The sequence below is a fragment of the Mycobacterium sp. IS-1496 genome, assembly GCF_001499995.1.
Lineage (GTDB): Bacteria > Actinomycetota > Actinomycetes > Mycobacteriales > Mycobacteriaceae > Mycobacterium.
In genome coordinates this window covers 73,636-97,927 of the sequence record NZ_LQIU01000002.1, presented here as the reverse complement: position 1 = coordinate 97,927, position 24,292 = coordinate 73,636, and the positions used below count along the sequence as shown (strand labels likewise).

Here is a 24,292-nt window from a genome sequence, read left to right as displayed (position 1 = left end):
CGACTCAGCCCTCCTCTCCGAAGCGATCGACCAGATGCGAGTTGGTGCCGTCGGGGTCGAGCGTCCGGGCGACCAGATAGCCGGCGCCCATCCATGCCCGCCGCGTCCACTTGCCGAACGAGATGCGGGTTCCCGGTGCGCCCGATGCGGCGGGCATCATCTTCACCCGTTCCAGGGCTTCCTTGACTCCGCGCGGACTCAGCGGGTGCGCGTCGGTGAACGCGCGAACCAGGGTCGCGGCGACATCCCGGTTGACCACCGAGACGCAGTATTCGGGACGGCTGCCGTCGTACTTCTGCGCGTAGCGGTCCAGGAAGTCCTGACCGATCGGGTTGCCCTCGTCGTACTGATCGATCCCGACCCAACCCAGGAACGCGTTCCACATGATCGGGTTCACCCATGCGTTCTGGAATGCGGTGGTGGTGAACCGCGGCGGGTCCCAGTCGACGCTTTCGAGGGCCGGGTTGATGAACACGATCCCGAAGCCGAATCCGAGGTGCACGATCGCCTCGGCCTTCGCATCGTGCAGGGTGCGCACCGCGCCGTTGATGTCCTGCGCGGTCTGGGCGATCGGGGCCTCCGCGACGATGCGGATGCCCCGGCGGGCTGCGGCGCGCCGCAGATTCTTCACATAGCTCTCGCCGATGAGGTTCTGCTCCACCAGGACACCGATGTCCTTGAACCCGCGTTTGGCGATCAGGTCCACGAGGAAGATCGGCTCGTCGGTCATCGACCCCTGTGGGAAGGCGAAGGTCCACTCCCCCAACCAGTCATCGGTGCCGGTGACACTGATCGCCGGCACCTTGAACCGCTCCTCGATGGCCTCCCGCATCGGGACGCAGTTGTCGGTGATGTTGGGTCCGAAGACGACCAGGCACCCCTCGTCGACGAGTTCGGCGTACGCGTCGATCACCGCTTTGACCGACCCCTTCGGCAGACCCTCCACCTCGCGGTAGATCATCTGCACCGGCCGATCCATGAGCCCCTGCTGATGGGCCTCCTCGAAGATGAGGTCGAAACAGCGGGTGAAGGAGGCCATCAACTCGTCGGGGAAACCCGGCGGCAGCGTGAAGTCCATCAGATAGCCGACCTTGATCGGCTCAGCGGTGCTCTCGTAGGACAACCTGACCTCCCGACGAATCCGTCGATCGCCTGACGATACGACCTAATATTTGTTCAGACACTATCGGGTGACGCTCCGGAGCGTCAATCACCGATTCGTGCCGATCCGCCGAGGTACACGTCGATCATCTCGTGCAGACCGCGCGCGACCTGGGTGTCGTCGGTGAGGGGTCCCGCGATCGCCGCCCGCGCCGCCTCGGGCGTGGTGAGCCCTTCGGCGATCAGCCGGCCGGCGGCGATGAGGACGCGTGTCGAGGCCACCTCCCGCAGTCCCCCGGCCTCCAGGCGGCGGATCGCCTGTCCGAAACGGACCAGCTCGGCCGCCGTGGCCTGGTCCACGCAAGCCTCGCGGGCGACGATTCCCTCCTCCACCTCAGGTGGGGGGAAACCGAATTCGATGGCCACCATCCGCTGCCTCGTGGAGTCCTTGAGGTCCTTGAGGACGCTCTGGTAACCGGGGTTGTAGGACACGACGAGCCCGAATCCCGGCGCCGCGTCCAATGTGACGCCCAGACGTTCGATGGGTAGCTGCCGCCGGTAGTCGGCGAGCGGATGCAGCACCACCGTGGTGTCCTGCCGGGCCTCGACCACCTCGTCCAGATAACAGATGGCGCCTTCCCTCACGGCGCGCGTCAGCGGTCCGTCGACCCAGACCGTCTCGTCGCCCTTGAGCAGGTACCGGCCGACGAGGTCCGCCGTGGTCAGATCGTCATGGCAGGCGACGGTGATCAGTTCGCGGCCGAGGTCGTGAGCCATGGCCTCGACGAAGCGCGTCTTCCCACACCCCGTCGGCCCTTTGAGGACCAGTGACAGGCCTTGGCGATACGCCGCCTTGAAGACGGTCTCCTCGTTGCCCACCGGCTGGTAGTACGGACGCGGCGATCCCGCCTGCGGCCGTGCGCCGTTCTGGTACGCAGTCCCTGACTCGGTGCCCATGGCGCCCCTCTCGTCGTTCATGCCCCGCGCCAGTGAACCCTAACGCGGAACAGATGTTTGTTTCAACGAATCCGCGACGCCGAGGCGCGCCGGCCCGCCCCGTCACGACACCCGCCGCCGAACCTCCGCCGACCGAATCGCCGACCGGAACAGCGGACCGATGACGCCGGCGAGTCGTTCGGGACTCGAGATGGTCGCGTGCGCGGTGCTGCCGAACACCCGCCGCAGCGACGCCACGTCGGTGTTCGCGCCGACGGTCAGACACACGCACCCTGTGCCTCGGCGACGCGCCTCGGTCAACGCGCGCCTGGCATCGGCCGCCCCGTACGCCCGTTCGTAGCCGTGGTCGTATGCCAGCCCGTCCGACAACACGACCAACAGTCGCCGCGTCGTGCCGCCATGCTTCTCCAACACGGTCGAGCCGTGCCTGATCGCCGCTCCGAGTCGCGAATACGCTCCTGGTTCGAGACTGTTCAACCGCCTGATCACACGAGTGTCGAGATGATCGTCGAACCGCTTGACCGGCACCAGGTTCACGGCGGTGCGCCCGTGCGAGTAGTAGCCGTACAGGGCGACCCGGTCCCCGAGGTCGTGCAGCGCGACCGTGAGGTGGGCCACCGCGGTGCGCTGTTGCTGGTGCACCGTCCGCCCCGCGAAGCCGGGCTCGGCGGTCGATCCGGAGACATCCCACAGCAGAAGGACCGAGAGGTCGCGACTCCGGCGCAGGCTGTCGAGATAGACCGCCTCGTCGGGCACCGACCCCGCGATCACCTCAACGCGCTCCTCGACGGCCGCGTCGATGTCGATGTCATCGCCCTGGGCCTGGCGGTGCCGGCGGTGTAGGCCCATTCCCAGCCGGGCGAGCGGTCGGCGTACCCCGATGGCACCGTCGATGGCCTGCGACGCCGACGCCTTGACCTGCGCCTCGGTCTCACGAACCGTGCACCAGTCATGCCGGTAGGCCTGACGATTCGCATCCCACTCCGGGTACCTGAAGCCGTCCGGCGTGATGTCGGCGACCTGTTCGCCGGGCGCCGTCGCCGTCGACGACACCGCGTAGGCGCCCCGGTTCGCCGCGTTGGTGCGGTGAGTGGGCGAATCCGCACCGGGTGGTCCCCCGCCGCTGCCCGACGTCTTGCGGGCCGACGACAGCAACTTCGCGAACCACTTACCGATCGCGCCGCCGCCACCCACGGGACTGGTGAACAGGTCCGGGTCGGCGGTGTCGTCCACGTCTCCGTCGTCGAGGTCCTCCAGCGGGCCCGCGGCGTCGCGGCGCGGCACATGAGCCGCCGCCTCTCCGTCGACCTGCCTCGCGGCCCGACTCTCCGCGGCGATGACCTTCTTGGCGCGGATCACGCCGAACCGCTCGGGTGGATCGTCCACGGCAGCCTTCCCGGACGCCAGCGACAGCGACACCGCCGGTGACTCGCTGCGCCGCGCCACGTCGGGATCGGCGAGGGAGGCCAGCACACCGGGCAGCAGCGCGGCGTTGGCGACCAGGGCGCGGTGTCCCTCCAGTGCCAGGTACCGCCTCGCCGTCCGCGCGCGTCGCCCCAGGGCCTCCATGAGGTCGGGGTCGAGGCTGCCCGCGGCGATCAGCGACGCATGGACCGCGACCGAGTCGAGGTTCGCGCGGGCCCCCGCGGAGGGATCGAGATAGACGGTCTGGCCGTCCGTCCACGACGGCTCGCCGGGATCGAGGGGCACCACCGCGAGGGGGCGACCCGCGAGCGCCGACGCCAGCATGCCCAGGCCCGGTAGCCGGTCACCGGGGGCATCGTCCGTCACCCGCCACCACCTCCGTCGGCCCGAACTGTTGACCAAATATCTGTTCCACCGTATTGTTCGGGTCCTCGGAAGTCAATCGAACAAGGTCGTCTGGAGACCGTGGATTTCTCATACCCACAAGAGGCTGAACAGTTCCGGAGCGAACTCGCCGCGTGGCTGTCGGCGCATCTGACCTCAGAGGTGATCGCCAGTGGAGCCCGGCGAGGCACCGATGACAGCGCCTTCGAGACCTTGCGCGCCTGGAACGCCACGATGGCCGACGCCGGCTGGGCTGCGGTGTCGTGGCCGCGGGAGTACGGCGGGCGCGGAGCCACCCCGATAGAGCAGATGGCGTACGTCGAGGAGACCACGCGAGCGCGAGTCCCGCTGCCCCTCAACGTCATCGGTATCAACAACATCGCGCCGGCGATCATGCAGTACGGCTCGGAGTCACAGAAGTCCAGGCTGCTCCCCCGCATGCTGCGGGCAGACGACATCTGGTGCCAGGGCATGTCCGAGCCGGAGGCCGGCTCGGACCTGGCCTCCTTGCGCACCAGGGCCGTCCGGGACGGGGACCACTTCGTGGTGTCCGGGCAGAAGATCTGGACCTCGTTGGGACACCGCGCGGACTGGTGTCAGCTGTTCGTTCGCACCGACCCGGATGCGCCCAAGCACAAGGGCATCTCGTGCTTGATCGTGGACATGGCGTCGACGGGGATCGACGCCCGGCCACTCGTGACGCTCAACGGCGCCGCCGACTTCGCCGAGGTCTTCTTCGACGACGTGCGCGTACCCGCTGACGCCCTGCTGGGCCCGTTGAACAAGGGATGGCAGGTGGCCACGTCCACACTGAGTTTCGAACGCGCCGCGGCGGCGCGACTCTACGCCGAGATGCAGATCCGGCTGGCCGAGCTCGTCGACGATCTCGCCAAGAAACGTTCGGGCAAGGCGATACTCGATGACCCCGCAACCCTGCGCAGGCTCGGCGAGCTCGACGTGCGGATCAAGAACCTCGAGGTGCTCTGCCAACGATCGATATCGGCGGGCATGCACGGTGGCGACCCGTTCGCCACCGCGAGCCTGGCCAAATCCGTGTGGGGTGAGATCGGCAAGGACCTCGCCGCGCTCGCCTTCGATTCCCTCGATCCCGATGTGGCCGAGGGGAAATGGGATGAGTTTCGCCTGAGCTCGCACGCCCTGACCATCGCGGGCGGCACCACGCACATCAACAAGAACATCACCGCCCAGCGCGTTCTCGGACTCCCCCGCTCATGAACCTCGAACCCACCGAAGAGCAGCAGGCCCTCCGAGACGCCGTGCGCCGATTCCTCGGCGAGAAGGCTCCGATCAGCGGCCATGTGCGACCGATGCTGACCGATGCCAGGGGCACCACCGACGACGTCTGGCGAGGCCTGGCCGCCCTCGGAACCACCGCACTGCTGATCCCGTCCGATCTCGGCGGCGACGGCATGTCCATGCTGGAGGCGGGTGTGGTGCTCGAGGAGATGGGCGCCGCCCTGCACCCCGGGCCGTGGCTGTCCAGCGCGGTGGCCGCACCTCGTGCGCTCGCCCGTTTCCGGGCGAGCTCAGAGGCCGCGGACCTGGCCGTGGCCTTGGCCGGGGGCCAGACGATTGCCACTGTCGCCCTTCCCGGCGAGAACCCACCGGCGGTCAGCCATCGCGGCGACGGTCGGGTGGCGCTGCGCGGTGCACTCGACGACGTGTCGGACGCGCGAGCCGCCGACGTCCTCCTGGTGCCGGTGCGCGGACGAGCGGACGTCGAGCTCGTGGCCGTGGAAACGTCCGATCCGCGCGTCTCGATGACTCCCATCCCCGGTATCGACCGGACGCACAAGAGATGCCGGGTGCGGTTCGACGACGCACCCGGCCGCGTGCTCGCCGCTGCCGATCAACACGCCGCTCGGGCGCTCACCGACGACGTTCTCGTCGCGCGAGCAGCCGATGCGGTGGGCGCGGCCGGTCGGATCCTCGCGATGACTGTCGACTACGCGAAGGTGCGGCGTCAGTTCGGTCAGCCGATCGGCAGTTTCCAGGCGGTCGCGCACCTCTGCGTCGACATGCTCGAGACGGTCGAACTGGCGCGCAGTGGCGTGCTCTACGCACTCTGGGCCGCCGACTCGGCGGACCCGGCCGAGAGCCACCGAGCCGCGTTGCGGGTCAAGGCCTTCGGCGGCCACCTCGCCGGTGTCGCTGACTCGGCGATACAGATCTTCGGTGGCGTCGGCTTCACCTGGGAACACGACGCGCAGCTGTATCTCAGGCGGCTGCTCGACTACAGCCGGTTCCTCGGCCACCCCGGGGAGTACGCAGAACAGCTCGGCGCCGCACTCGTGGCGGACCGCGAGGGGACGCTCGGCGCGGAGGCGAGGACAGCATGATCGACTTTCGCGATCAGGTGGCCGTCGTCACCGGTGCGGGACGCGGGCTCGGCCGGCTCTACGCCCTCGACCTGGCGCGGCGCGGTGCCGCGGTGGTCGTCAACGACCTCGGCGGAACCATGCACGGAGACGGATCCGACCCCCGCGTCGCCGACGAGGTGGTCGAGGAGATCACGCGCGAAGGTGGGCGTGCCGTGGCGTCCTACGATTCGGTCGACAGTCCCGAAGGCGGACAGGCCATCGTCGACGCCGCGGTCGAGGCCTTCGGACGCCTCGACGCCGTGGTGAGCAACGCGGGGATCTTCAACAGCGTGCCTTTCGACCGGCTCACCCCCGGGACGTGGCGTCGCATGCTGAGTGTGCATCTCGACGGAGCCTTCTATCTCAGCCGGCCCGCGTTCACGGTGATGGCGAAGCAGAAGTCCGGCCGATTCGTGTTCATCTCCTCGTCGGCAGGCAACTTCGGCCAGCCATCCGAGGCGCACTACGCGGCAGCCAAGGCGGGGCTGATCGGGTTGTCGAACGTGATCGCGATCGAAGGCGCCGAACACGGGATCCTCTCGAACACCGTTCTGCCCACCGGCTTCTCGCGAATGGTGACCGAGACCGTCGGCGACGAGAAGTTCCTCGCCGAGTCCGGGTTCATGCGGGCCATCCGGGCCGAACTCGTGGTTCCCCTGGTGGTGTTCCTGGCCAGCAGGGCGTGTGATGTCACGCACCGCAACTATTCGGCGTGCGCCGGGCGCTACGCACGCGTGTTCGTCGGCCTCGGCGAGGGCTGGCTGGCCGACGCCGAGAGCGAACCGACGGCCGAAGACATCCTCGAGCACCTCGAAGAGGTGTCCAGCACCGAGGAGTTCATCGTGCCCGACTCGATCGTCGACGAAGTGCTGGAGGTCTGCGATCGCCGCGGCATCAGTCCGATGCCCGACAACGCCGAGGTCGCGTTTCCCGACGCGACCAAGAACGGAGGAGACAACCCATGCAGATGAACGACCTCGTCCTGGTGTCGGTCGACGACCACATGGTCGAGCCACCGGATATGTTCGACGGACACATCCCGGCCAGATACAAAGACGATGCGCCGAAACTCATCCAGCGCGCAGACGGTACCGACGCGTGGGTCTTCGAGGGACAGGAGGCCACGAACGTCGGCTTGAACGCGGTCGCCGGACGGCCGCCGGACGAATACGGCGCGGAGCCGACCAAGCTCTCCGAGATCCGCGAGGGCTGCTACAACATCCACGAGCGGATCCGCGACATGAACGCCAACGGCGTCGCAGCCGCGTTGTGCTTCCCGTCCTATCCGCAGTTCTGCGGTCAGTACTTCGCCCGTGCCCGGGACAAGGATCTCGGCCTGGCGGTGTTGCGGGCCTACAACGACTGGAACATCGACGAGTGGTGCGGGACCTATCCGGGCCGCATGATCCCGCAGGCCCTGCCGCCGATCTGGGATCCCACCCTGATGGCCGACGAGGTGCGGCGGGTGGCCGAAAAGGGTTGCCATGCCGTCTCGTTCTCCGAGAATCCGACCAAGATCGACTACCCGTCGATCCACGATCCGCACTGGGATCCGTTCTGGCGTGCCTGCAGCGACACCAACACCGTGGTCAACCTGCACATCGGTTCGTCGTCGAGCGTCGTCATCACCTCGATCGACGCTCCGGTGGACACCATGATCACACTGCAGCCGATGAGCATCGTGCAGGCCGCGGCAGATCTGATCTGGTCACCGATGCTACGCAAGTTCCCCGATCTGACGTTCGCGTTGTCCGAGGGCGGAATCGGCTGGGTGCCATACTTCCTAGAGCGCATCGACCGCACCTACAAGATGCACCGCGCCTGGACGCACCAGGACTTCGGCGACAGGCTCCCCAGCGAGGTCTTCCTCGACCGCGTCGCGCTGTGTTTCATCGATGACGAGTTCGGGATCGAGAGCCGCCACAAGCTGAATCTCGACATGGTGACGTGGGAGTGCGACTATCCCCATTCGGACTCCACCTGGCCCCTGTCTCCCGAGACCCTGGCCCTGTATCTCGACGGTGTCCCCGACGACGAGATCGACCGGATCACCCACCTGAACGCGATGCGGCTCTACTCCTTCGACATGTTCGGCCACATTCCCAAGGAGCAGCTGACCGTCGGGGCGCTGCGCGCCCAGGCAACCGGCGTCGACCTCGGCTTCCGGTCATCGGAGCGGCTGAAGAAAACCGGTACGGACACCGTGACAGTGCTCGATCTGGCTTCGAAACTGTCCACCTAGCGACAGACGCGTCGACCTTCACTGACCGAAGATCGCCCGGTACAGGCTCGCCATCTCGTCGATGGGTCCGGCCGGGATGGTGTGGTCCGTCGGGTCCAGGATCTGCGCCAGGTGGTCCCGCACGTCCTCGACCGACAGATGGGGATTGGTACCCCTCGGTTCTGCCGACGAAGAACCGGGAGACCTGCCCTCCCCCGACTGTGAAGAGTTCGCCGGAGACCGGACACTCGTCGTGAGCCAAGTAGGCCACGACCGGCGCGACCAGAGCCGGATCGAGCCGATCGGCGAACGGCCGCATGATGTCCTCCGCCTCACCGCTGTCGGCGCCGGCAGCCTGTCGCATCGACTGGGCCAGCATCCGTGTCGCGGCGATCGGGGCCACCGCATTGACCTTGATGTCGGATCCCGCCGCTTCCGCGGCCAGCACACGGGTGAGTCCGATGAGCCCGGTCTTGGCCGCGCCGTAGGTGCTCATGCGGGGGGCACCGAGGATCCCGGCTGCCGAACACGTGTTGACGATGCGTCCGAAACCTCGTTCGGACATGGCTTTCCAGGCGCACTGGGTGACGAAGAAGGCACCCTTGAGGTGGACGTCGATCATCAGGTCGAGGCGATCGTCGGTCACCGCGTCGAACGGCGCGTCGGACACGGTTCCCGCGTTGTTCACCACGATGTCGACGCGTCCCCAGTGATCGAGTGCGGAGTCGATGATCGCCCGCGCGCCGTCACGCGTCGCGACGCTGTGGGTGTCCGCGACCGCCTCCCCACCGTTGTCGCGAATCTCCCGTACGGTGGCGTCGGCCGCGTCGGGGGCCGCTCCCTCGCCGGTGACCGAGGCGCCGAGATCGTTGACGAGCACGCGGGCACCGCGTTCGGCGAGTAGCCGTGCGTAGTGCCTGCCCAACCCGCGACCGGCGCCGGTGACCACCGCAACGCGCCCGTCGAAACGCAGATCGGACATCTACATCGGCCAATCGTCCGGACGCGGATAGCGGATCGCGACCGCCCGCGGCAGCCGGCTGGGCGTCGGCGTCGAGATCGCGTCGAGCATCAGGATCAGGTATCGCTGCCAGCCTTCGACCGAGGGATCCATGGTTCCCAGCACGCTGTACAACATGGCGACCATGCGGGGCAGGTCCTCGGGGGCGAGATCCGCACGTACCAGGCCGGCTGCCTGCGCACGGCGGACCAGCTCTTCGAGGGTCTCGTCGAGCTGCGTCGAGACGCCCGCCAACGACCCCGCTCGCCGGGCTGCCAGCAGGGCGTTGTGCTCACGAGCCCCCAACGCGATCGCCGCTTCGAGCAGTGTGGCGAGGCCGCGCAACGCGTTGCGGGACCGGCGCGCCCGGTCGATGACAGGCGAGAGGGTTTCGACGACACTCTGGTCGATGACCGCCCTGGCGAGTTCACCCTTGTTGGGGAAACGGCGATACAGCGTTCGCTCAGCGATCCCGGCGCGGTCGGCGATGACGTCCATCGGGACATCCGGCCCGAGTTCGGCATAGGCCTCGCGTGCTGCGCTCACTATTCGTGCGGCATTGCGCGCCGCGTCGGCACGGAGAGGCCGGGCGGCGGCCAGTTCTACCACGCCATCAACCTTAACCGACAGTTGACTGTCAGAACCAGTGACCTTACGCTCGCATGAAGTGACAGTCGTCTGTCGTTACGGAGAGCCGAGGATGACCACACAGTCCGCGGACGGAGCCGATCTGCCCGTCATTCCCCTTCCGCGCGACGCCCGTTGCCCGCTCGAGCCACCTCGACAGTTTCGCGAATGGCGCGACACCGAAGGTCTGCAGCGGGCGCTCTGGCGGCATCAGCCGACGTGGGTGGTCAGTCGTTACGAGGACATCCGGGCAGCGCTGACCGACCCGCGACTCAGCGCGGAGACGCTCCCGGACAACCTGCGTGCGCGCGCCGCCGATGACAGCATCCCGGCGATCTTCGCCCGCATCGACGATCCCGAGCACAACAGGTTGAGACGGATGATGACGCGCGACTTCACCTTCCGCAGAGCCGAGTCGATGCGGCCACGGATCCAGTCCCTGGTCGACGGTCTCCTGGACGCGATGGTCGACGCCGGCCCTCCCGCGGATCTGGTCCGGGAATTCGCCCTGCCCGTCCCGTCGCTGGTCATCTCACTGCTTCTCGGAGTCCCCTACGAGGACCACGACTTCTTCCAGTACCACAGCACGAAGGGGCTCGACTCGCGCTCCACGGACGAGGAGAAGGCGGCGGCGATCGGGGCGTTGTTCGACTTCATGTGGAAGCTCGCGGAACTCAAGGCGCGCGAACCCGGCGACGACCTGATGAGCCGATTGATGACCGACCACGTCGCCAACGGCGAACTCAGCCGCGAGACGGCGGTCATGAACGGCGTCATCCTCCTGCAGGCCGGGCACGAGACGACCGCAGGCATGATCGCGCTGGGAACCGTTGCGCTGCTTCAGCATCCTGCACAGCTCGAGCGGCTGCTGCTCTCCGACGACCCGGCGCTGGCCGGCAACGTCGTCGAGGAACTGATGCGCTACCTGTCGACCGTGCACAGCCAGGTCGACCGCGTCGCCGTCGAGGACCTGACGATCAACGGCCAACTGATCCGTGCCGGCGATCACGTGCTGATGAATCTCCCGGCGGGCAACTGGGATCCCGAGTTCGTCGACGACCCAGACCGATTCGACATCGACAGGAACCCGCGTGGCCACCTCGGTTTCGGTTTCGGAGTCCATCAGTGCATCGGTCAGAACCTTGCCCGCGTCGAGCTCCAGATCGCCCTGACCACCTTGTTCCGCCGGCTTCCCACCCTCCAGCTGGCGGTACCCGACCACGACCTGCGCTTCGCCGACCAGCAGGAGATCTACACGATGCACGAACTGCCGGTCAGTTGGTGAGATCGCGCGATCGCGGGATCGGGGCTCGTGCACCTAGCCGACGGTGACCGGCAACGTACCCCACCCCCGCACGCTCGACGTGTGCGCCATCGCCGCCTTCTCGTAGTCGACGTCCCATTCCGGCCAGCGCAGCAGGACCTCCTCGAGCGCGACCCTGGCCTGCATCCGGGCCAGGGCCGAGCCGAGGCAGAAATGCAAACCCTGACCGAACGACAGGTGCGCTCCGGTGCGGTGGATGTCGAACGTCTCTCCGTTGGAATACTGCCGATCATCCCTGTTGGCGGATCCGTTGAGCAGCAACATGATCGAGCCCTCGGCGATCGGCTGCCCGTGACATCGGGTGTCCCGGGCGACGTGACGCGCCTGCACCGGGGACGGCGCCTGATAGCGCAGCACCTCCTCGATCGCCCGGGGGATCAAGGAGAAGTCGTCGACGAGTTCACGGCGCTGATCGGGATGCTCGGCGAGCAGCTGGCCGATGAATCCGATCAGCCGGGTGGTCGTCTCGTTACCCGCGCCGGCGATCATGCTGGTGTAGGTCAGCACCTCGACGCGGGTCAGCGGCCGCAGTTCCCCGTCCTCCTCGATCTCCGCGTTGAGCAGCTGGGTCATCAGGTCGTCCGACGGATGGTCGGCGCGCCATTCGATGTACTCCGCGAACAGCTGATAGGCGTTCTCGAATGAGGCCTGCGACACCGACTGGAATCCGCCTTCCTTCAGTCCGATCGCCGCATCGGTGTTGTCCCGGATCTGCTGCTGTCCCTGTTCGGGGATTCCGAGCAGGTAACCGATGGTCCGCATGGGGATCATCGCCCCGAAATCGGTGATGAAGTCGAACCGCGACGCGCCCGCCAACGCGTCGAGCGCCCGGACGCAGAACTGGCGCGTCAGAGGCTCGATCGCCTCCATCCGGCGGGGCGTGAACACCTTCGACAGCACGCGCCGGTGAAGGTCGTGCAGCGGCGGGTCCTCGAACAGGATCACACCCGGCGGCACCTCGACACCGCTCATGATGACGTCGATGGTCGTGCCGCGGCCGGACCGGTAGGTGTCCCAGTCGTGGAGTCCGCGCGCGACGTCCTCGTACCGGCTCAACGCGTAGAAGCCGTACTTCTCGTTGTGGTAGAGCGGCGCCTCGTCTCTGAGCCGTCTCCAGATCGGATACGGATCGTCGTCGATGTCGAAATCGAACGGGTCGTAGTACAAGTCGGTGACGTCCGCCATCAACCGCCCTTTCTCGGTGTGCCGTCGTGAACCGCCGCGGCCGCGCGCTCCAGGTACGGCCACGCCACGTCGGGCGGGAGCCCGCCGCACAGCGGAGACAGGTTGAGCATCCCGCCGCCGCGCACGATCGCCGTGGCCTCGGCCACGGCGATGATGCGGTGCGAGGTGAAGCGGTTCCGTAATTCCGCGACGTCGCGCGCGTCGGAGATGCCCGCCGACACACTGTTGCCGGGATTCCACTGCGCATACATCCGGGCGTCGTGCAGCAGGTGCTCGCCGATCTCGTCCCATGCGGCGTCGACGTCGTCGGCGACGAACGTGACCGTCGGCGTGTCAGCCGCCGGAAGCAGTGTGGCGCGCGGCTCGTGTCCATGCTCGCGGCATGCCGCTTCGTACGCCTCCTGCATACCCGCGACGCTCCCGTTGGCGAGGAGTCCCAGACCGTATCTGCCGGCCCGGCGCGCGGCCGCGAGACTCGACCCGCCCCACATCAGGACGGGTCCGCCGGGGGTCCGCGGTCGCGGCGTCACCGTGATGCGGCGGTTCTCGCGCGTGACGGTGGAACCGGTGAGCAACGTCCGTACGATATCGATGTTCTCGTCGGCCAGTCTGCCCCGCTGCGCCACGTCGAGACCGAAGTGCTCGAATTCCTCCGCCGATAACCCAAACCGAACACGTACGAGGCCCGGCCCGCGCTGATGAGGTCGAGCACCGCGATCTCCTCGGCCAATCTGACCGGATCGTGGAACGGCAGGATCACGACGAGGCTCAGCGCCAGACGATCGGTGCGTGCCGCCATGGCCGACGCCAGCAGCAGCGGTGCGGGCAGGTACCCGTCTTCGGACCCGTGGTGCTCGCACAGCACGGCCGCGAGGCAACCGTGCTGCTCGGCCCAGGCCGACATGTCGATCGCCGCGGCATAGAGTTCCGTCGTCGGGGCACCGAAGGCCGGGGCCCGCATGTCGAAACGAATGGTGAACATCGTCGAAAGCGCTGTCTCTCAGCCGAAGACGTGCCGAGGCAGGGTGGTCGGCAGGTCCAGCGAGCTGAGCAGGCCGGCCGGCGCCGCCACGACGAACGGGATCGCGTTGACCACCCGCATCGCGGTGGCGGCCATCGCGGCGTGGCCTGCCGCGTGGCCTTCGGCGGCGCCCAGGTTCATCGTGCAGTGGATGTCGGGATCCCCCTCGATATCGACGCGGTAGGTGGCGTCGAAATCCGCTGCCGGCCAGTCCGGGGCCACGTCGCGGGCCATCCGGATGATGTGTTCGACGACGATGGCCTCCCTGCCGTTGACCACGCCCGCGGCTCGGGTCCGCACGGCGCCGCAGGTGCCCGCCTCGACCGTGCCGAACGCCACCTCGATGTCCCGGTCGGTGAGGCGTCGGTCCAGGGTTCCGCGGACCTCGTCGAGTTCGACACCCAGACCGGCCGCGATCAGATGAAGCGGCGCACGCCAGGCCATCTCGATGAATCCCGGTGTCTTCAACAGGGGTTCGAAGTCCAGCGGATGGCCGAACCCCATGCCGTTCATCATGACGTCGGCCACCGGGTAGTGGTCGTTGAGCGCGATCTCGGTGACCGTCAGGCACCGGATCGTCTTCGACTGCGTCGAGAGCAGAAGGGCGAGCTCGTCAGAGCCGAAACCCGGGAAGATGCCCGAGACGTAGAACGACGCGTTGCCCGACTCGGCGGCCGTCGCCATCTGGTCGCGCCACTCCGGTGAGTAATAGGCGGGCGGGTAGACCAAGCTGGTCGACGATGTGGAGACGACGTTGATGCCCGCGGCGAGCAGCTTCAGGTAGTCGGGCACCGCGCCGGCATCGCGGTCGGGTCCGCTCGCGGCATACACCACGCAGTCGGGCTTCAGCGCGACGAGCGCGTCGGCGTCGTTCGTCGCGGTCACTCCGATGGGGTCGCCACCGGCCAGTCGCCCGGCGTCTTCGCCGATCTTCTCCTCGGAGTGCACCCACACACCGACCAGCTCCAGGTCGGGCCTGCGCCGAATCGCATCGATCGCCACCGATCCGACACCACCCGTCGACCAGACCACTGTTCTCAGGGGTGTTGTCACCAATCCTCCTGTCGTTCAGACGCGTCCGGACGCGATTGCCGCGCGTTCGAGGTAGGGCCAGGCCACATCCGGCGGCAATCCGCCGCAGAGTGGGAGCAAGGGCAGCAGTCTGCCGCTACGGACGTACGCCGCCGCCTCGTCGAGTGTGAAGATCCGGTAGGGACCACCGCGCTCCCTGAGATCGGCGACGTTCTGGGCGGGAGAGATGCTCGCCACGGAGTCATCGCCGCCCCGGTAGGACGCTGCGGTCACCGCGTCGTGGAGCAGGTGGGGCCCCAGCTCATCCCACGCCGCGTCGACGTCGTCGGCGACGAAGACCGCCGTCGGCGCGCCCTCGACCGGGAACTGCACGACGCCGGGTTCGAAACCGTTGTCCCGACATTCGGATTCGTAGAACTCCCGAAGCCCCTCCGACGCGACCTGCGAGATGAATCCGAGACCGTGGCGGGCAGCGCGCCGAGCGGCGGCCCTGCTGCCGCCGGCGATCACGATGCGCGGTCCGCCGGGGGTGGCGGGGGGTGGGGTCACACGCACAAGCCGTCCGTCCACCTCGGTCGGCTTGCCGTCCAGGAGGCGGCGGAGCACCGTCAACGACGCGTCGGCCAGCGCTCCGCGCGAGCCCATGTCGATGCCGAAATGGTCGTATTCCTCTCTGCGGTGGCCGATTCCGAGCGCGAAGGAGACCCGCCCCCTGCTGATGATGTCCAAAACGCTCATCTCTTCGGCGAGGCGGACGGGATCCCAGAACGTGATCGGCACAGCCGCCAGCAGGATCGCCAACTGCTTCGTGCGCGCGGCGATCGCCGAGGCGAGCAGTTGAGGTGCGGGCAGGTGGCCGTCCTCGCAACCGTGATGTTCCGAGAGCACGGCGATCACCGCTCCCCTCGTCTCGGCCCACTCGCACATGTCGACGGCCGCCGCATACAGATCGGTGGTCGGCGCCCCGTTTCCGGGCGCACGCATGTCGAACCGAAGGGTGAACATCACTGCCGAATCGGAGCCGGATCGGTCACGACAAACGACGCTAACCTAAGTTTTGTTCCCCAGCTGGCATTTGATCCTTTTCCTCGTCCCGATGTCTTGACCTCGCCTCTTCGCTGCTGTTAGCTTCCGGAGCAAACGTTAGGTTCCACAGTGCGGAGCGGACCGGTCGAAGACCGCCCCGACCGATCGGCGATGTCCGACGACGGAAGGTTTGTCATGACAGAGAGCAGACATCGCGTCGTGGTGTGGTCGACGGGTGGCATCGGGTCGATCGCCATCCGGGCCGTCAGCCGTCGTCCGAACCTGGACCTGGTCGGCGTCTGGGTGCACTCCGAGGAGAAGGTCGGCAGGGACGCCGGGGAGTTGGCCAACGGCGAACCGATCGGCCTGGCCGCCACGGACGATGCCGACGCCCTCATGGCGCTACGGCCGGACTGCGTGATCTACGCGGCCAGCGGACCGGAGCGCGACGCGTTGGCCATCCCGGACTACGTCCGGCTCCTCGGTGCGGGCATCAATGTCGTGACCACCAGCACCACGCGTCTGGTCAACCCCCACGCCTACGAGCCGGCGGAGTGGCGCGACCAACTCGCGACCGCCGCCAAGGAGGGCCAGGCGTCGCTGTACGCCTCAGGTATCGAACCGGGGTTCGCCGCCGACTACCTGCCACTCATCCTCTCGACCCAATCGGCCTCGATCGAGAAGATCCACGCCTCCGAGATCGGACTGTACGACGACTACGGCGTCCCCGAGATCATGATCAACGGCATGGGCTTCGGCCAGCCCCTCGACTACCAGCCGTGGGTGAGTATCCCCGGAGCGATCGCCGGCGAATGGCAGGGCCAGATCCGCCTGATCGCCGACGCGCTCGGCGTCGAGGTCCAGGAGGTCCGCGAGACCTTCGACCGCGCACTGACGGAGCGCACCCTGGACGTCGCGATGGGCACCGTGGAGGCCGGCACCTGCGGCGCGCTGCGGATGCAGGCGATCGGGATGGTGGAGGGACGGGAGGCCATCGTGATCGAACACGTCACCCGACTGGCCGCAGACGTCGCGCCACACTGGCCGCAAGGCAACGGCGACCTGTCATATCGCGTCGTCATCACCGGCGATCCGGACATCGAGTGCACCCTCGCCGCCACCCTGCGCGATCCCCGGCGGGCCGGCATCGCCGGGATGACATCCGGGGCGGGTGCGATGGTGGCCACCGCGATGCGTGTCGTGAACGCCGTGCCGTATGTGGTCTCGGCACAGCCCGGCCTGCTCAGCTCCATGGACATCCCTCCGACGATCCCCCAGCACGTCTTCTCGCCGGCCTGACACGACACCGATCCGGGTCCGGGGGGAAGGAACACACATGAGGGCAGCCGTCGTGCGGCCGCTCGTGGGCGCCGTCACCATCGCAGCGATCGGCGGGGCGGTCGCCCTGTCCGCAACCCTCTTCGCCGACGGTTTCTCGGACTCGGTCGCGGTGACGGTCGTCTCCCCGCGCGCGGGCCTGGTGATGAACCCGGATGCGAAGGTGCAGTTCCACGGGGTTCAGGTCGGCAAGGTCAGTTCGATCGACGAACTCTCCGACGGTCGCGCGGCGATCCACCTGGCCATCGAGCCGTCGCGGGTGCCGATCATCCCGGCGAACACGACCGTCGACATCTCCTCGACAACGGTGTTCGGCGCCAAGGTGATCCGACTCATCCCACCCGAGCACCCCTCTCCGGCGCCGATCCGGGCCGGGCAGGTGCTCGACACCGACCACGTGATGATCGAGGTGAACACCGTGTTCGAGCAGCTCGTCGCCGTGCTGACCACGATCCACCCCGACAAACTCAACGAAACACTCGGCGCCATCGCGGCGGCGATGAACGGTCGCGGCGACCAGATCGGGGCGACGCTCGAGGATCTCGATTCCGCACTCGCGCAGATCAATCCGCACCTCGACGCGCTGAACCACGACCTCGCCACCGCACCTCCGGTCGTGCGCGCCTACGCCGATGCGGCACCCGACCTCCTCTCGGTGGCGGACAGCGCCACCGCCATCAGCCACACCGTCGTCGAGAAGCAGCAGGACCTCGACAACCTGCTGGTCAGCGCAATCGGCCTCGGCGACATCGGAAACCAGGTGTTGGCCGAGAATCGGCGACCGCTGACCGAAACCCTCGAACTGCTGGTACCACTGACGGCGTTGACGGCCGAGTACCACGAAGCACTGACCTGCGGCATCGGTGGCATCGACGTGTTGGCGAACAATCCGCCGCTGACCGTACCGGGCGTGGAGGTGCTGGCCGGGTTCTTCTGGGGGCAGGAGCGTTACCGCTATCCCTCGGATCTGCCCAAGGTGGCCGCGACAGGCGGTCCGCAGTGCACCGATCTGCCCAAGGTCCCGTACGGCAAGGCCCCGCCCTTCGTCATCTCGGACACGGGGGCGAACCCGTGGAAATACGGCAATCTCGGCCCGGTGCTCAATTCCGATCTGCTCAAACAGATCCTGTTCGGGCCCATCGACGGTCCACCGCGTAACAGCGCACAGATCGGCCAACCGGGATGAGGAGTGACGGCAGGAAGTCGTTCGTCAAGTTCGGCGTCTTCGTCGCGGCGATGACACTGCTGACCGCGTGTCTGTTCGCGGTCTTCGGCGACTACCGCACCGGGTCGGCGAACACCTACTCGGCGGTCTTCGACGACGTCTCGAACCTCCGTGCCGGCGAGTCGGTTCGTTTCGCCGGTGTCCGCGTCGGCACGGTGAGCGACCTCGAGATGGGTTCGGACAAAACCATCGTCGTCACCTTCGATGCCGACCGCACCCTGGTGCTGACCGACGGCACCCGCGCCGTCGTCCGCTATCTCAACCTGGTCGGCGACCGCTTCCTCGAACTCGTCGACGGTGAGGGTTCGACCCGGATCATGCCTCCCGGAGCGCGGATCCCCCTCGAACGAACGGCACCGGCACTGGACCTCGACCTCCTCCTCGGGGGCCTCAAACCCGTCATCCGGGGCCTGAACGCCCAGGACGTCAACGCGTTGGCGTCATCGCTGATCCAGATCATCCAGGGCCAGGGCGGCACCATCGAATCCCTGCTGTCGAGAACCTCGTCGTTCTCCCATGCGCTGGCCGACAAGAACGAGGTGATCGACCGGCTCATCGAGAACCTTCGCACCACCTTGTCGACGCTGGCGCGCGACGGCGATCAGTTCTCCACGGCGCTCGACCGGCTCGAAGGTCTGATCACCGAACTCGCGGCCGATCGCGAACCGATCGGTGCGGCCATCGAATCCCTCAACACCGGCACCGCTTCGGTCGCCGACCTGCTCACCCGTGCCCGGCCACCTCTCGCCGAGACCGTCGACCACTTGAAGACGTTGGCGCCCAACGTCGCGGGAAAACAGGACCGTATCGAGACGGCACTGCAGAAAGCCCCCGAGAACTACCGCAAGCTCATCCGGATCGGCTCCTACGGCAGCTTCGTCAACTACTACATCTGCTCGCTGGCGGTACGCGTCACAGACCTGCAGGGCCGAACCGCGGTATTCCCGTCCTTCCGGCAAGACGGCGGACGGTGCGCGGAGGACTGATGCTGAAGTACCGCAACCCCAAAGTCATCCGGACCGGCTTCGTCGGCCTGGTCCTCGTCGTTCTCGTCATCGCCGTCGGGCTGTCCCCCGAGCGGCTCATCAACTGGGCGGCGTCCGCGCGGTACCAGGCGTTGTTCGTCGATGCGAGCGGCTTGGCGGTCGGCAACGACGTGACGATGTCGGGTATGACCGTCGGCACGGTGAGCTCCATAGCGCTGCAGGATCCCAACGCCCTGGTGACGTTCACCGTCGACGACGACATCGCACTCGGCTCGCAGAGCACGGCCCAGATCCGGACCGGCACGCTGCTGGGGCAGCGGGTGCTCACACTGCGCTCCGCGGGCGACGCGGCGCTGAAACCGATGACCGTCATCCCGGTCTCCCGCACCTTCTCCCCGTACACCCTCACCGAGGCGGTCGGCGAACTGACGGCGAACACCGCCGCCACGGACACCGCGAATCTGAATCAGTCGCTGGACGCCCTGTCGGCCACCATCGACCAGATCGCACCACAGCTCGGACCCACGTTCGACGGGCTGACGCGGATATCGGCCGCGCTCAACGACCGCAATTCATCACTGGGCGAACTGTTCTCGAGCGGCCGGGAGGTCACCGAGATCCTCGCCCAGCGCAGCGAGCAGATCTCCACGCTGATCCTCAACGCCAACGACCTGGTCGGCATGCTGTCCGAGCGGCGCCGGGTCATCGTCGAGTTGCTCGCTCACACCTCCGCGATGGCCCGCGAGGTCTCCGCCGTGATCGACGACAACGAACAGGAACTGGCACCCACACTGGCTGAGTTGAACTCGGTGCTCGCCATGTTGGAACGGCAGCGGGACAACATCGCCCTGGCGCTCCCCCGGTTCGCGAAGTACCAGACCACGCTCGGGGAGACGGTGGCGAGCGGGCCCTTCTACTCGGCCTACATCCCCAACGTCGACCTCCCGGCGGTACTGCAGCCGTTCCTGGACTACGCCTTCGGCTTCCGTCGTGGCGTCGATGCCGGACAGCCGCCGGACAACGTCGGACCCCGCGCGGAGATTCCGTTCCCCTACAACGGAATCCCGGAGGAGCCGCCCCGATGAACCGCGCAGCCCTCACCAGGATCACGGCAGCGGCGCTGGTGGTGTCGATTCTCGGCGCGGCCGTGTTCATCATGTCCCGTCACCTCTTCCGCCCGACGGTGATCACCGCTGTCTTCGCCGGCGCCACCTCGATCTATCCGGGAGACGAGGTGCGGATCGCCGGCGTTCCGGTGGGGACGATCACCGCCATCGAACCGGACGGCACCCAGGCGGTGCTCACCCTGCAGATCGACCACGGCGTGCGGGTGCCCGTCGACGCGCGGGCCGTCATCGTCGCGCAGAACCTGGTCTCGGCGCGGTTCGTCCAGCTCACCCCCGCCTTCACCGCGGGACCCACGATGGCGGACCACACCGTCATCCCCATGGAACGGACCGCCGTCCCCGTGGAATGGGACGAGGTCAAGGAGCAGTTGACCCGGCTGGCCGCCGATCTCGGGCCCACCGCCGCGTCGTCGAGCAGTTCGGTCGGACGCCTCATCGACAGCGCCGCCGACGCGATGGACGGCAACGGAGACAAGCTCCGTGAGACGTTGTCGCAGCTGGCCGCGATCAGCCGGGTCATCGCCGACGGCAGCGGGGACATCAGCGGGATCATCGAGAACCTCCAGATCTTCGTCGCCGTCCTCCGGAGGAGCAACGAGCAGATAGTGCAGTTCCAGGACCGGCTCGCCACGCTCACCGACGTGCTCGACGGCAGCCGGTCGGACATCGACGCCGCGCTGACCAACCTGTCCGAGGCGGTGACCGACGTCCGGCGATTCGTCGCCGGCAGCCGCGATGCCACCGCCGAACAGGTACAACGGCTGCGCAACGTCACTCAGACCCTGGTCGACCACCAGGGCGACCTCGAGCAGGTGCTCCACGTCGCACCCTCGGCGCTCGCGAACTCCTACAACATGATGGATCCCCGAACCGGCGGCGCCAGCGGGGTGTTCGTGCTGAACAACTTCTCGGATCCGACCATGTTCTTCTGCGGCATGATCGGAGCACTGGCCAATGTCACCGCGCCCGAGACGAGTCGGCTGTGTTCGCAGTACCTCGGCCCGGGTCTGGACCGGCTGAACTTCAATTACCTTCCGTTCCCGTTCAATCCGGGACTCACCAGCGTTCCGTCGGCAGAGAAGCTCATCTACACCGATCCCGCGCTGCGGCCGGGCGGGGAAGGAACCACCTCGGGTCCCATGCCCGTCGCACCGGAGGATTCGGCGTATGCCGCGACCACGACGCCTGATCTCCTCCTGCCCGCCGAGCGGCCCCCCTCATGAGGCACCGTCGTGAAAGGGCCACCGTCGTGAGCATCTTCCGCGCGGGACGTCGCGTCCTGTCCGCCCTGCTCCCGGTCATGGTCGTCGGGTGCAGCTTCCAGGGAGTGAACTCCCTGCCCCTCCCCGGCACCGTCGGCCGGGAGTCCGACGCGTCGAGATACCGTGTCGAGCTGAGCAATGTCGGTACCCTGGAACCGAATTCACCGGTCATGGTCGACGACGTCGTGGTCGGGAGCGTCCGCAGCGTCGGCCTCGTGAACCGCCGCGCCGAGGTCGAGATCGCCGTGCGGCCGGACGTGCACATCCCCGCGAACGCCACCGCCGCGGTGGGCCAGACCAGCCTTCTCGGCTCCATGCACCTGCAGTTGGACGTCCCGACCGGTCAGGCGCCGGCAGGCGCGCTGCGCGACGGCGCGACGATCCCCCTCGATCGCTCGTCGACGTACCCGTCGACCGAGCAGACGCTCGCAGCCCTGTCGGCCGTGGTCAACGCGGGCGGGCTCGGGCAGATCGGCGACATCATCCACTCGTTGAACGCCGCCTTCACCGGACGCCAGACCCAGATCCGCGCTCTCCTCGGCCGTCTCGACACCTTCGTCGGAGCCCTTGACGCGCAGCGCGACAACGTCATCGCCACCGTGACGGAACTCGACAGGTTCGCGTCCACACTGGCCGCCCAGCGCGACGTCATCACCGACGCACTCCGCGACATCCCGCCGGCGCTCGACACGCTACGGCGGGAACGGCCCCGACTGGTGGCCGCGTTGGACAGGCTCCGCGTGTTCAGCGACACGGCCACCGGCGTCGTCTCCGAAGTCGGCGACGACCTCGTCACCGACCTGCAGAACCTGGCGCCGACCATCCGCGCGCTGGCCGACGTGGGCCCCGACATCAGCACGGCGCTCGCGTGGGCCACCGTGTTCCCACTGGGACAGGACATCATCGACCGCGGAATCCGCGGCGACTACATGAACCTGTTCGTCACCGTCGACCTGACGCTGGGACGCTTCAAGCGGGGCCTGTTGGCGGGCACCAGCTTCGGTGACGAGAACGCACCCCTGGTACCTGCTCCGGGGGACCCGGGATACGACTCGTTCTACTCGAAGAACCCGCTCGGGGAGGCTGTCGCACCGCCCCCCGGCGTGCGAGGGCCCGACCGGATGCCGCCTCCCCCGACTCCGGCTCCTCCGCCAACCGGGCCGGGTGGTGGCTGATGCTGACTCGATTCGTCCGGGTTCAGCTCGCGGTGTTCGCCGTCGCCTCGCTGGTCGGCGTGTCGGTGTTGATCGTCGAATACCTGCAGGTGCCCACCCTGCTCGGAGTGGGTCGGATCACCGTGACGATGGAACTGCCGAACGCCGGGGGTCTCTACCGGTTCTCCAACGTGACCTATCGCGGAGTGCAGATCGGGAAGGTCACCGAAGTCGACGTCAACCCGCGCGGCGCCGTCGCCACCCTGTCGCTCGACGGCTCCCCGAAGGTGCCGAGCGATCTGACCGCCGAAGTGCGCAGTGTGTCCGCGGTCGGCGAGCAGTACGTCGATCTGCAACCGCACGGCCGAGGCGGCCCCTTCCTGCAGGACGGTTCGGTGATCCCGAGTGACCGGACGGTCATCCCGCAGGAGGTCGGCCCCATGATGGACCGGCTCAGCGCGCTGATCGGCAGTGTCCCGACCGACAAGCTCGACGGGCTGCTCGACGAATCGTTCAAGGCGTTCAACGGCTCCGCGTACGACCTGCAGTCCCTCTCGGACTCCGCGTCGCGGATCGCCCACGACACCGACGCGGTGGCCGACCGCACCTCACGCCTCATCGACGATGCGCAACCGGTGCTCGACGGCCAGAACGTCAGCGCGCAGGCACTGCGCACGTGGGCCGATCGACTCGCAGGCGTCACCGGGCAACTGGTGGCCGACGACCCCCACCTTCGCACCATCCTCGAGACGGGACCCGGCGCCGCGCAGGAGGTTTCGCGCCTACTCGACCAGGTGAAGCCGACGCTGCCTGTGCTGCTGGCCAACCTCACGTCGATCGGACAGATCGCCGTGACCTATCGCCCGGGTTTGGAGCAGCTCCTCGTGTTGCTGCCGCCGGCCACGGCCTTCTACCAGTCGGCGGGGCCCGGACAGAACGCGACCGGTATACCTCTCGGCGACTTCCGGGTGTCGATGAGCGATCCGCCGGCCTGCACCGTGGGCTTCCTGCCGCCGTCGTCGTGGCGCTCCCCCGCCGACACGACGACCATCGACACCCCGGACGGTCTGTACTGCAAACTGCCGCAGGATTCGCCGATAGCCGTGCGCGGGGCCCGCAACTTCCCCTGTATGCGCCACCCGGGCAAATACGCCCCCACCATCGAGGAGTGCAACAGCGACCGGCCGTTCCAGCCACTGGCCGTCCGCCAGCACGCCACGGGGCCCTACCCGCTGGACCCGAATCTCATCGCTCAAGGTGTCCCGCCCGACGACCGGGTGACCCTCGACGAGAACATCCACGGGCCGATCGAGGGAACACCGGGCGCCGCGCCGAGTGGCCACACCGGCGACGGCCCCGCACCAGGACCCACGGTGGCCGTCGCCACCTATGACCCCGAAACCGGCCGCGTCGCCGCACCCGACGGTCACATCTTCGAACAGAGCGACCTGGCGTCGTCCGGGGCGGACAAGACCTGGAAAGACCTCGTGATGTCGGGAAGCGGGTAGCCGGGAGA

19 protein-coding genes and 2 pseudogenes are annotated in these 24,292 nt (G+C 67.6%); 12 read left to right on the top strand and 9 right to left on the bottom strand.

Annotated features, from left to right (window positions below):
- Window positions 1–4: 4 nt before the first annotated feature.
- The 3 genes from AU195_RS02355 to AU195_RS02345 all read right to left on the bottom strand — a co-directional run bounded on the left by AU195_RS02355 (window position 5) and on the right by AU195_RS02345 (window position 3,849).
- Complete coding sequence (locus tag AU195_RS02355; RefSeq protein WP_059157452.1) at window positions 5–1,123, bottom strand: ABC transporter substrate-binding protein; 1,119 nt, start codon at window positions 1,121–1,123, stop codon at window positions 5–7.
- An 83-nt stretch (window positions 1,124–1,206) separates the two neighbouring features.
- Window positions 1,207–2,058 (bottom strand): CbbQ/NirQ/NorQ/GpvN family protein, encoded by an 852-nt coding sequence (locus tag AU195_RS02350; protein WP_059157511.1) that lies wholly within the window; start codon window positions 2,056–2,058, stop codon window positions 1,207–1,209.
- A gap of 102 nt (window positions 2,059–2,160) precedes the next feature.
- On the bottom strand, window positions 2,161–3,849 hold the full coding sequence (locus AU195_RS02345; RefSeq protein ID WP_059157451.1) for a nitric oxide reductase activation protein NorD: 1,689 nt from the start codon (window positions 3,847–3,849) through the stop codon (window positions 2,161–2,163).
- A 99-nt stretch (window positions 3,850–3,948) separates the two neighbouring features.
- On the opposite strand from AU195_RS02345, the gene AU195_RS02340 reads away from it, so the two are divergent.
- The 4 genes from AU195_RS02340 to AU195_RS02325 are packed head-to-tail and all read left to right on the top strand — an operon-like array spanning window position 3,949 to window position 8,490.
- On the top strand, window positions 3,949–5,103 hold the full coding sequence (locus tag AU195_RS02340; protein WP_059157450.1) for an acyl-CoA dehydrogenase family protein: 1,155 nt from the start codon (window positions 3,949–3,951) through the stop codon (window positions 5,101–5,103).
- Window positions 5,100–6,227: an acyl-CoA dehydrogenase family protein gene (locus AU195_RS02335; RefSeq protein ID WP_059157449.1), complete on the top strand. Its 1,128-nt coding sequence runs from the start codon at window positions 5,100–5,102 to the stop codon at window positions 6,225–6,227. Before AU195_RS02340 ends, AU195_RS02335 begins: the two co-directional genes overlap by 4 nt.
- Complete coding sequence (locus AU195_RS02330; RefSeq protein ID WP_059157448.1) at window positions 6,224–7,219, top strand: SDR family NAD(P)-dependent oxidoreductase; 996 nt, start codon at window positions 6,224–6,226, stop codon at window positions 7,217–7,219. The genes AU195_RS02335 and AU195_RS02330 overlap by 4 nt, the downstream gene beginning before the upstream one ends.
- A complete protein-coding gene (locus AU195_RS02325; RefSeq protein ID WP_059157447.1) occupies window positions 7,210–8,490 on the top strand; it encodes an amidohydrolase family protein in 1,281 nt (426 codons plus the stop codon). Before AU195_RS02330 ends, AU195_RS02325 begins: the two co-directional genes overlap by 10 nt.
- A 247-nt stretch (window positions 8,491–8,737) precedes the next feature.
- Here AU195_RS02325 and AU195_RS25000 read toward each other — a convergent pair.
- Window positions 8,738–9,451: pseudogene (locus tag AU195_RS25000) on the bottom strand (SDR family NAD(P)-dependent oxidoreductase); the annotation flags it as partial.
- Complete coding sequence (locus AU195_RS02315) at window positions 9,452–10,069, bottom strand: TetR/AcrR family transcriptional regulator (RefSeq protein ID WP_059157510.1); 618 nt, start codon at window positions 10,067–10,069, stop codon at window positions 9,452–9,454.
- A 100-nt stretch (window positions 10,070–10,169) separates the two neighbouring features.
- Here AU195_RS02315 and AU195_RS02310 point away from each other — a divergent pair, with 100 nt between their 5' ends.
- Window positions 10,170–11,381, top strand: a complete 1,212-nt coding sequence (locus tag AU195_RS02310; RefSeq protein ID WP_059157445.1) for a cytochrome P450 — start codon at window positions 10,170–10,172, stop codon at window positions 11,379–11,381.
- A 33-nt stretch (window positions 11,382–11,414) separates the two neighbouring features.
- On the opposite strand, the gene AU195_RS02305 is transcribed toward AU195_RS02310, so the two are convergent.
- From AU195_RS02305 to AU195_RS02290, 4 genes and pseudogenes are all read right to left on the bottom strand, one after another.
- Window positions 11,415–12,605 carry a cytochrome P450 gene (locus AU195_RS02305; RefSeq protein WP_059157444.1) on the bottom strand — a complete coding sequence of 397 codons (1,191 nt, stop codon included), beginning with the start codon at window positions 12,603–12,605 and terminating at the stop codon, window positions 11,415–11,417.
- Window positions 12,605–13,587: pseudogene (locus AU195_RS02300) on the bottom strand (LLM class flavin-dependent oxidoreductase). The gene AU195_RS02305 and the pseudogene AU195_RS02300 overlap by 1 nt, the downstream one beginning before the upstream one ends.
- Window positions 13,588–13,605: 18 nt before the next feature.
- Complete coding sequence (locus AU195_RS02295) at window positions 13,606–14,679, bottom strand: NAD(P)H-dependent amine dehydrogenase family protein (RefSeq protein ID WP_059157443.1); 1,074 nt, start codon at window positions 14,677–14,679, stop codon at window positions 13,606–13,608.
- Between the two features lie 15 nt (window positions 14,680–14,694).
- Window positions 14,695–15,663, bottom strand: a complete 969-nt coding sequence (locus tag AU195_RS02290; protein ID WP_059157442.1) for an LLM class flavin-dependent oxidoreductase — start codon at window positions 15,661–15,663, stop codon at window positions 14,695–14,697.
- Between the two features lie 216 nt (window positions 15,664–15,879).
- On the opposite strand from AU195_RS02290, the gene AU195_RS02285 reads away from it, so the two are divergent.
- From AU195_RS02285 to AU195_RS02255, 7 genes are all read left to right on the top strand, one after another.
- Complete coding sequence (locus AU195_RS02285) at window positions 15,880–16,983, top strand: NAD(P)H-dependent amine dehydrogenase family protein (RefSeq protein WP_059157441.1); 1,104 nt, start codon at window positions 15,880–15,882, stop codon at window positions 16,981–16,983.
- Between the two features lie 37 nt (window positions 16,984–17,020).
- Complete coding sequence (locus tag AU195_RS02280; protein ID WP_059157440.1) at window positions 17,021–18,208, top strand: MCE family protein; 1,188 nt, start codon at window positions 17,021–17,023, stop codon at window positions 18,206–18,208.
- On the top strand, window positions 18,205–19,233 hold the full coding sequence (locus tag AU195_RS02275) for an MCE family protein (protein ID WP_059157439.1): 1,029 nt from the start codon (window positions 18,205–18,207) through the stop codon (window positions 19,231–19,233). Before AU195_RS02280 ends, AU195_RS02275 begins: the two co-directional genes overlap by 4 nt.
- Complete coding sequence (locus AU195_RS02270; RefSeq protein ID WP_059157509.1) at window positions 19,233–20,318, top strand: MCE family protein; 1,086 nt, start codon at window positions 19,233–19,235, stop codon at window positions 20,316–20,318. Before AU195_RS02275 ends, AU195_RS02270 begins: the two co-directional genes overlap by 1 nt.
- Entirely contained in the window at window positions 20,315–21,583 is a 1,269-nt protein-coding gene (locus tag AU195_RS02265; RefSeq protein WP_059157438.1) for an MCE family protein, read from the top strand. The genes AU195_RS02270 and AU195_RS02265 overlap by 4 nt, the downstream gene beginning before the upstream one ends.
- A gap of 77 nt (window positions 21,584–21,660) precedes the next feature.
- A complete protein-coding gene (locus AU195_RS02260) occupies window positions 21,661–22,797 on the top strand; it encodes an MCE family protein (RefSeq protein ID WP_502687307.1) in 1,137 nt (378 codons plus the stop codon).
- Entirely contained in the window at window positions 22,797–24,284 is a 1,488-nt protein-coding gene (locus AU195_RS02255; protein WP_059157436.1) for an MCE family protein, read from the top strand. The genes AU195_RS02260 and AU195_RS02255 overlap by 1 nt, the downstream gene beginning before the upstream one ends.
- Window positions 24,285–24,292: the final 8 nt, after the last annotated feature.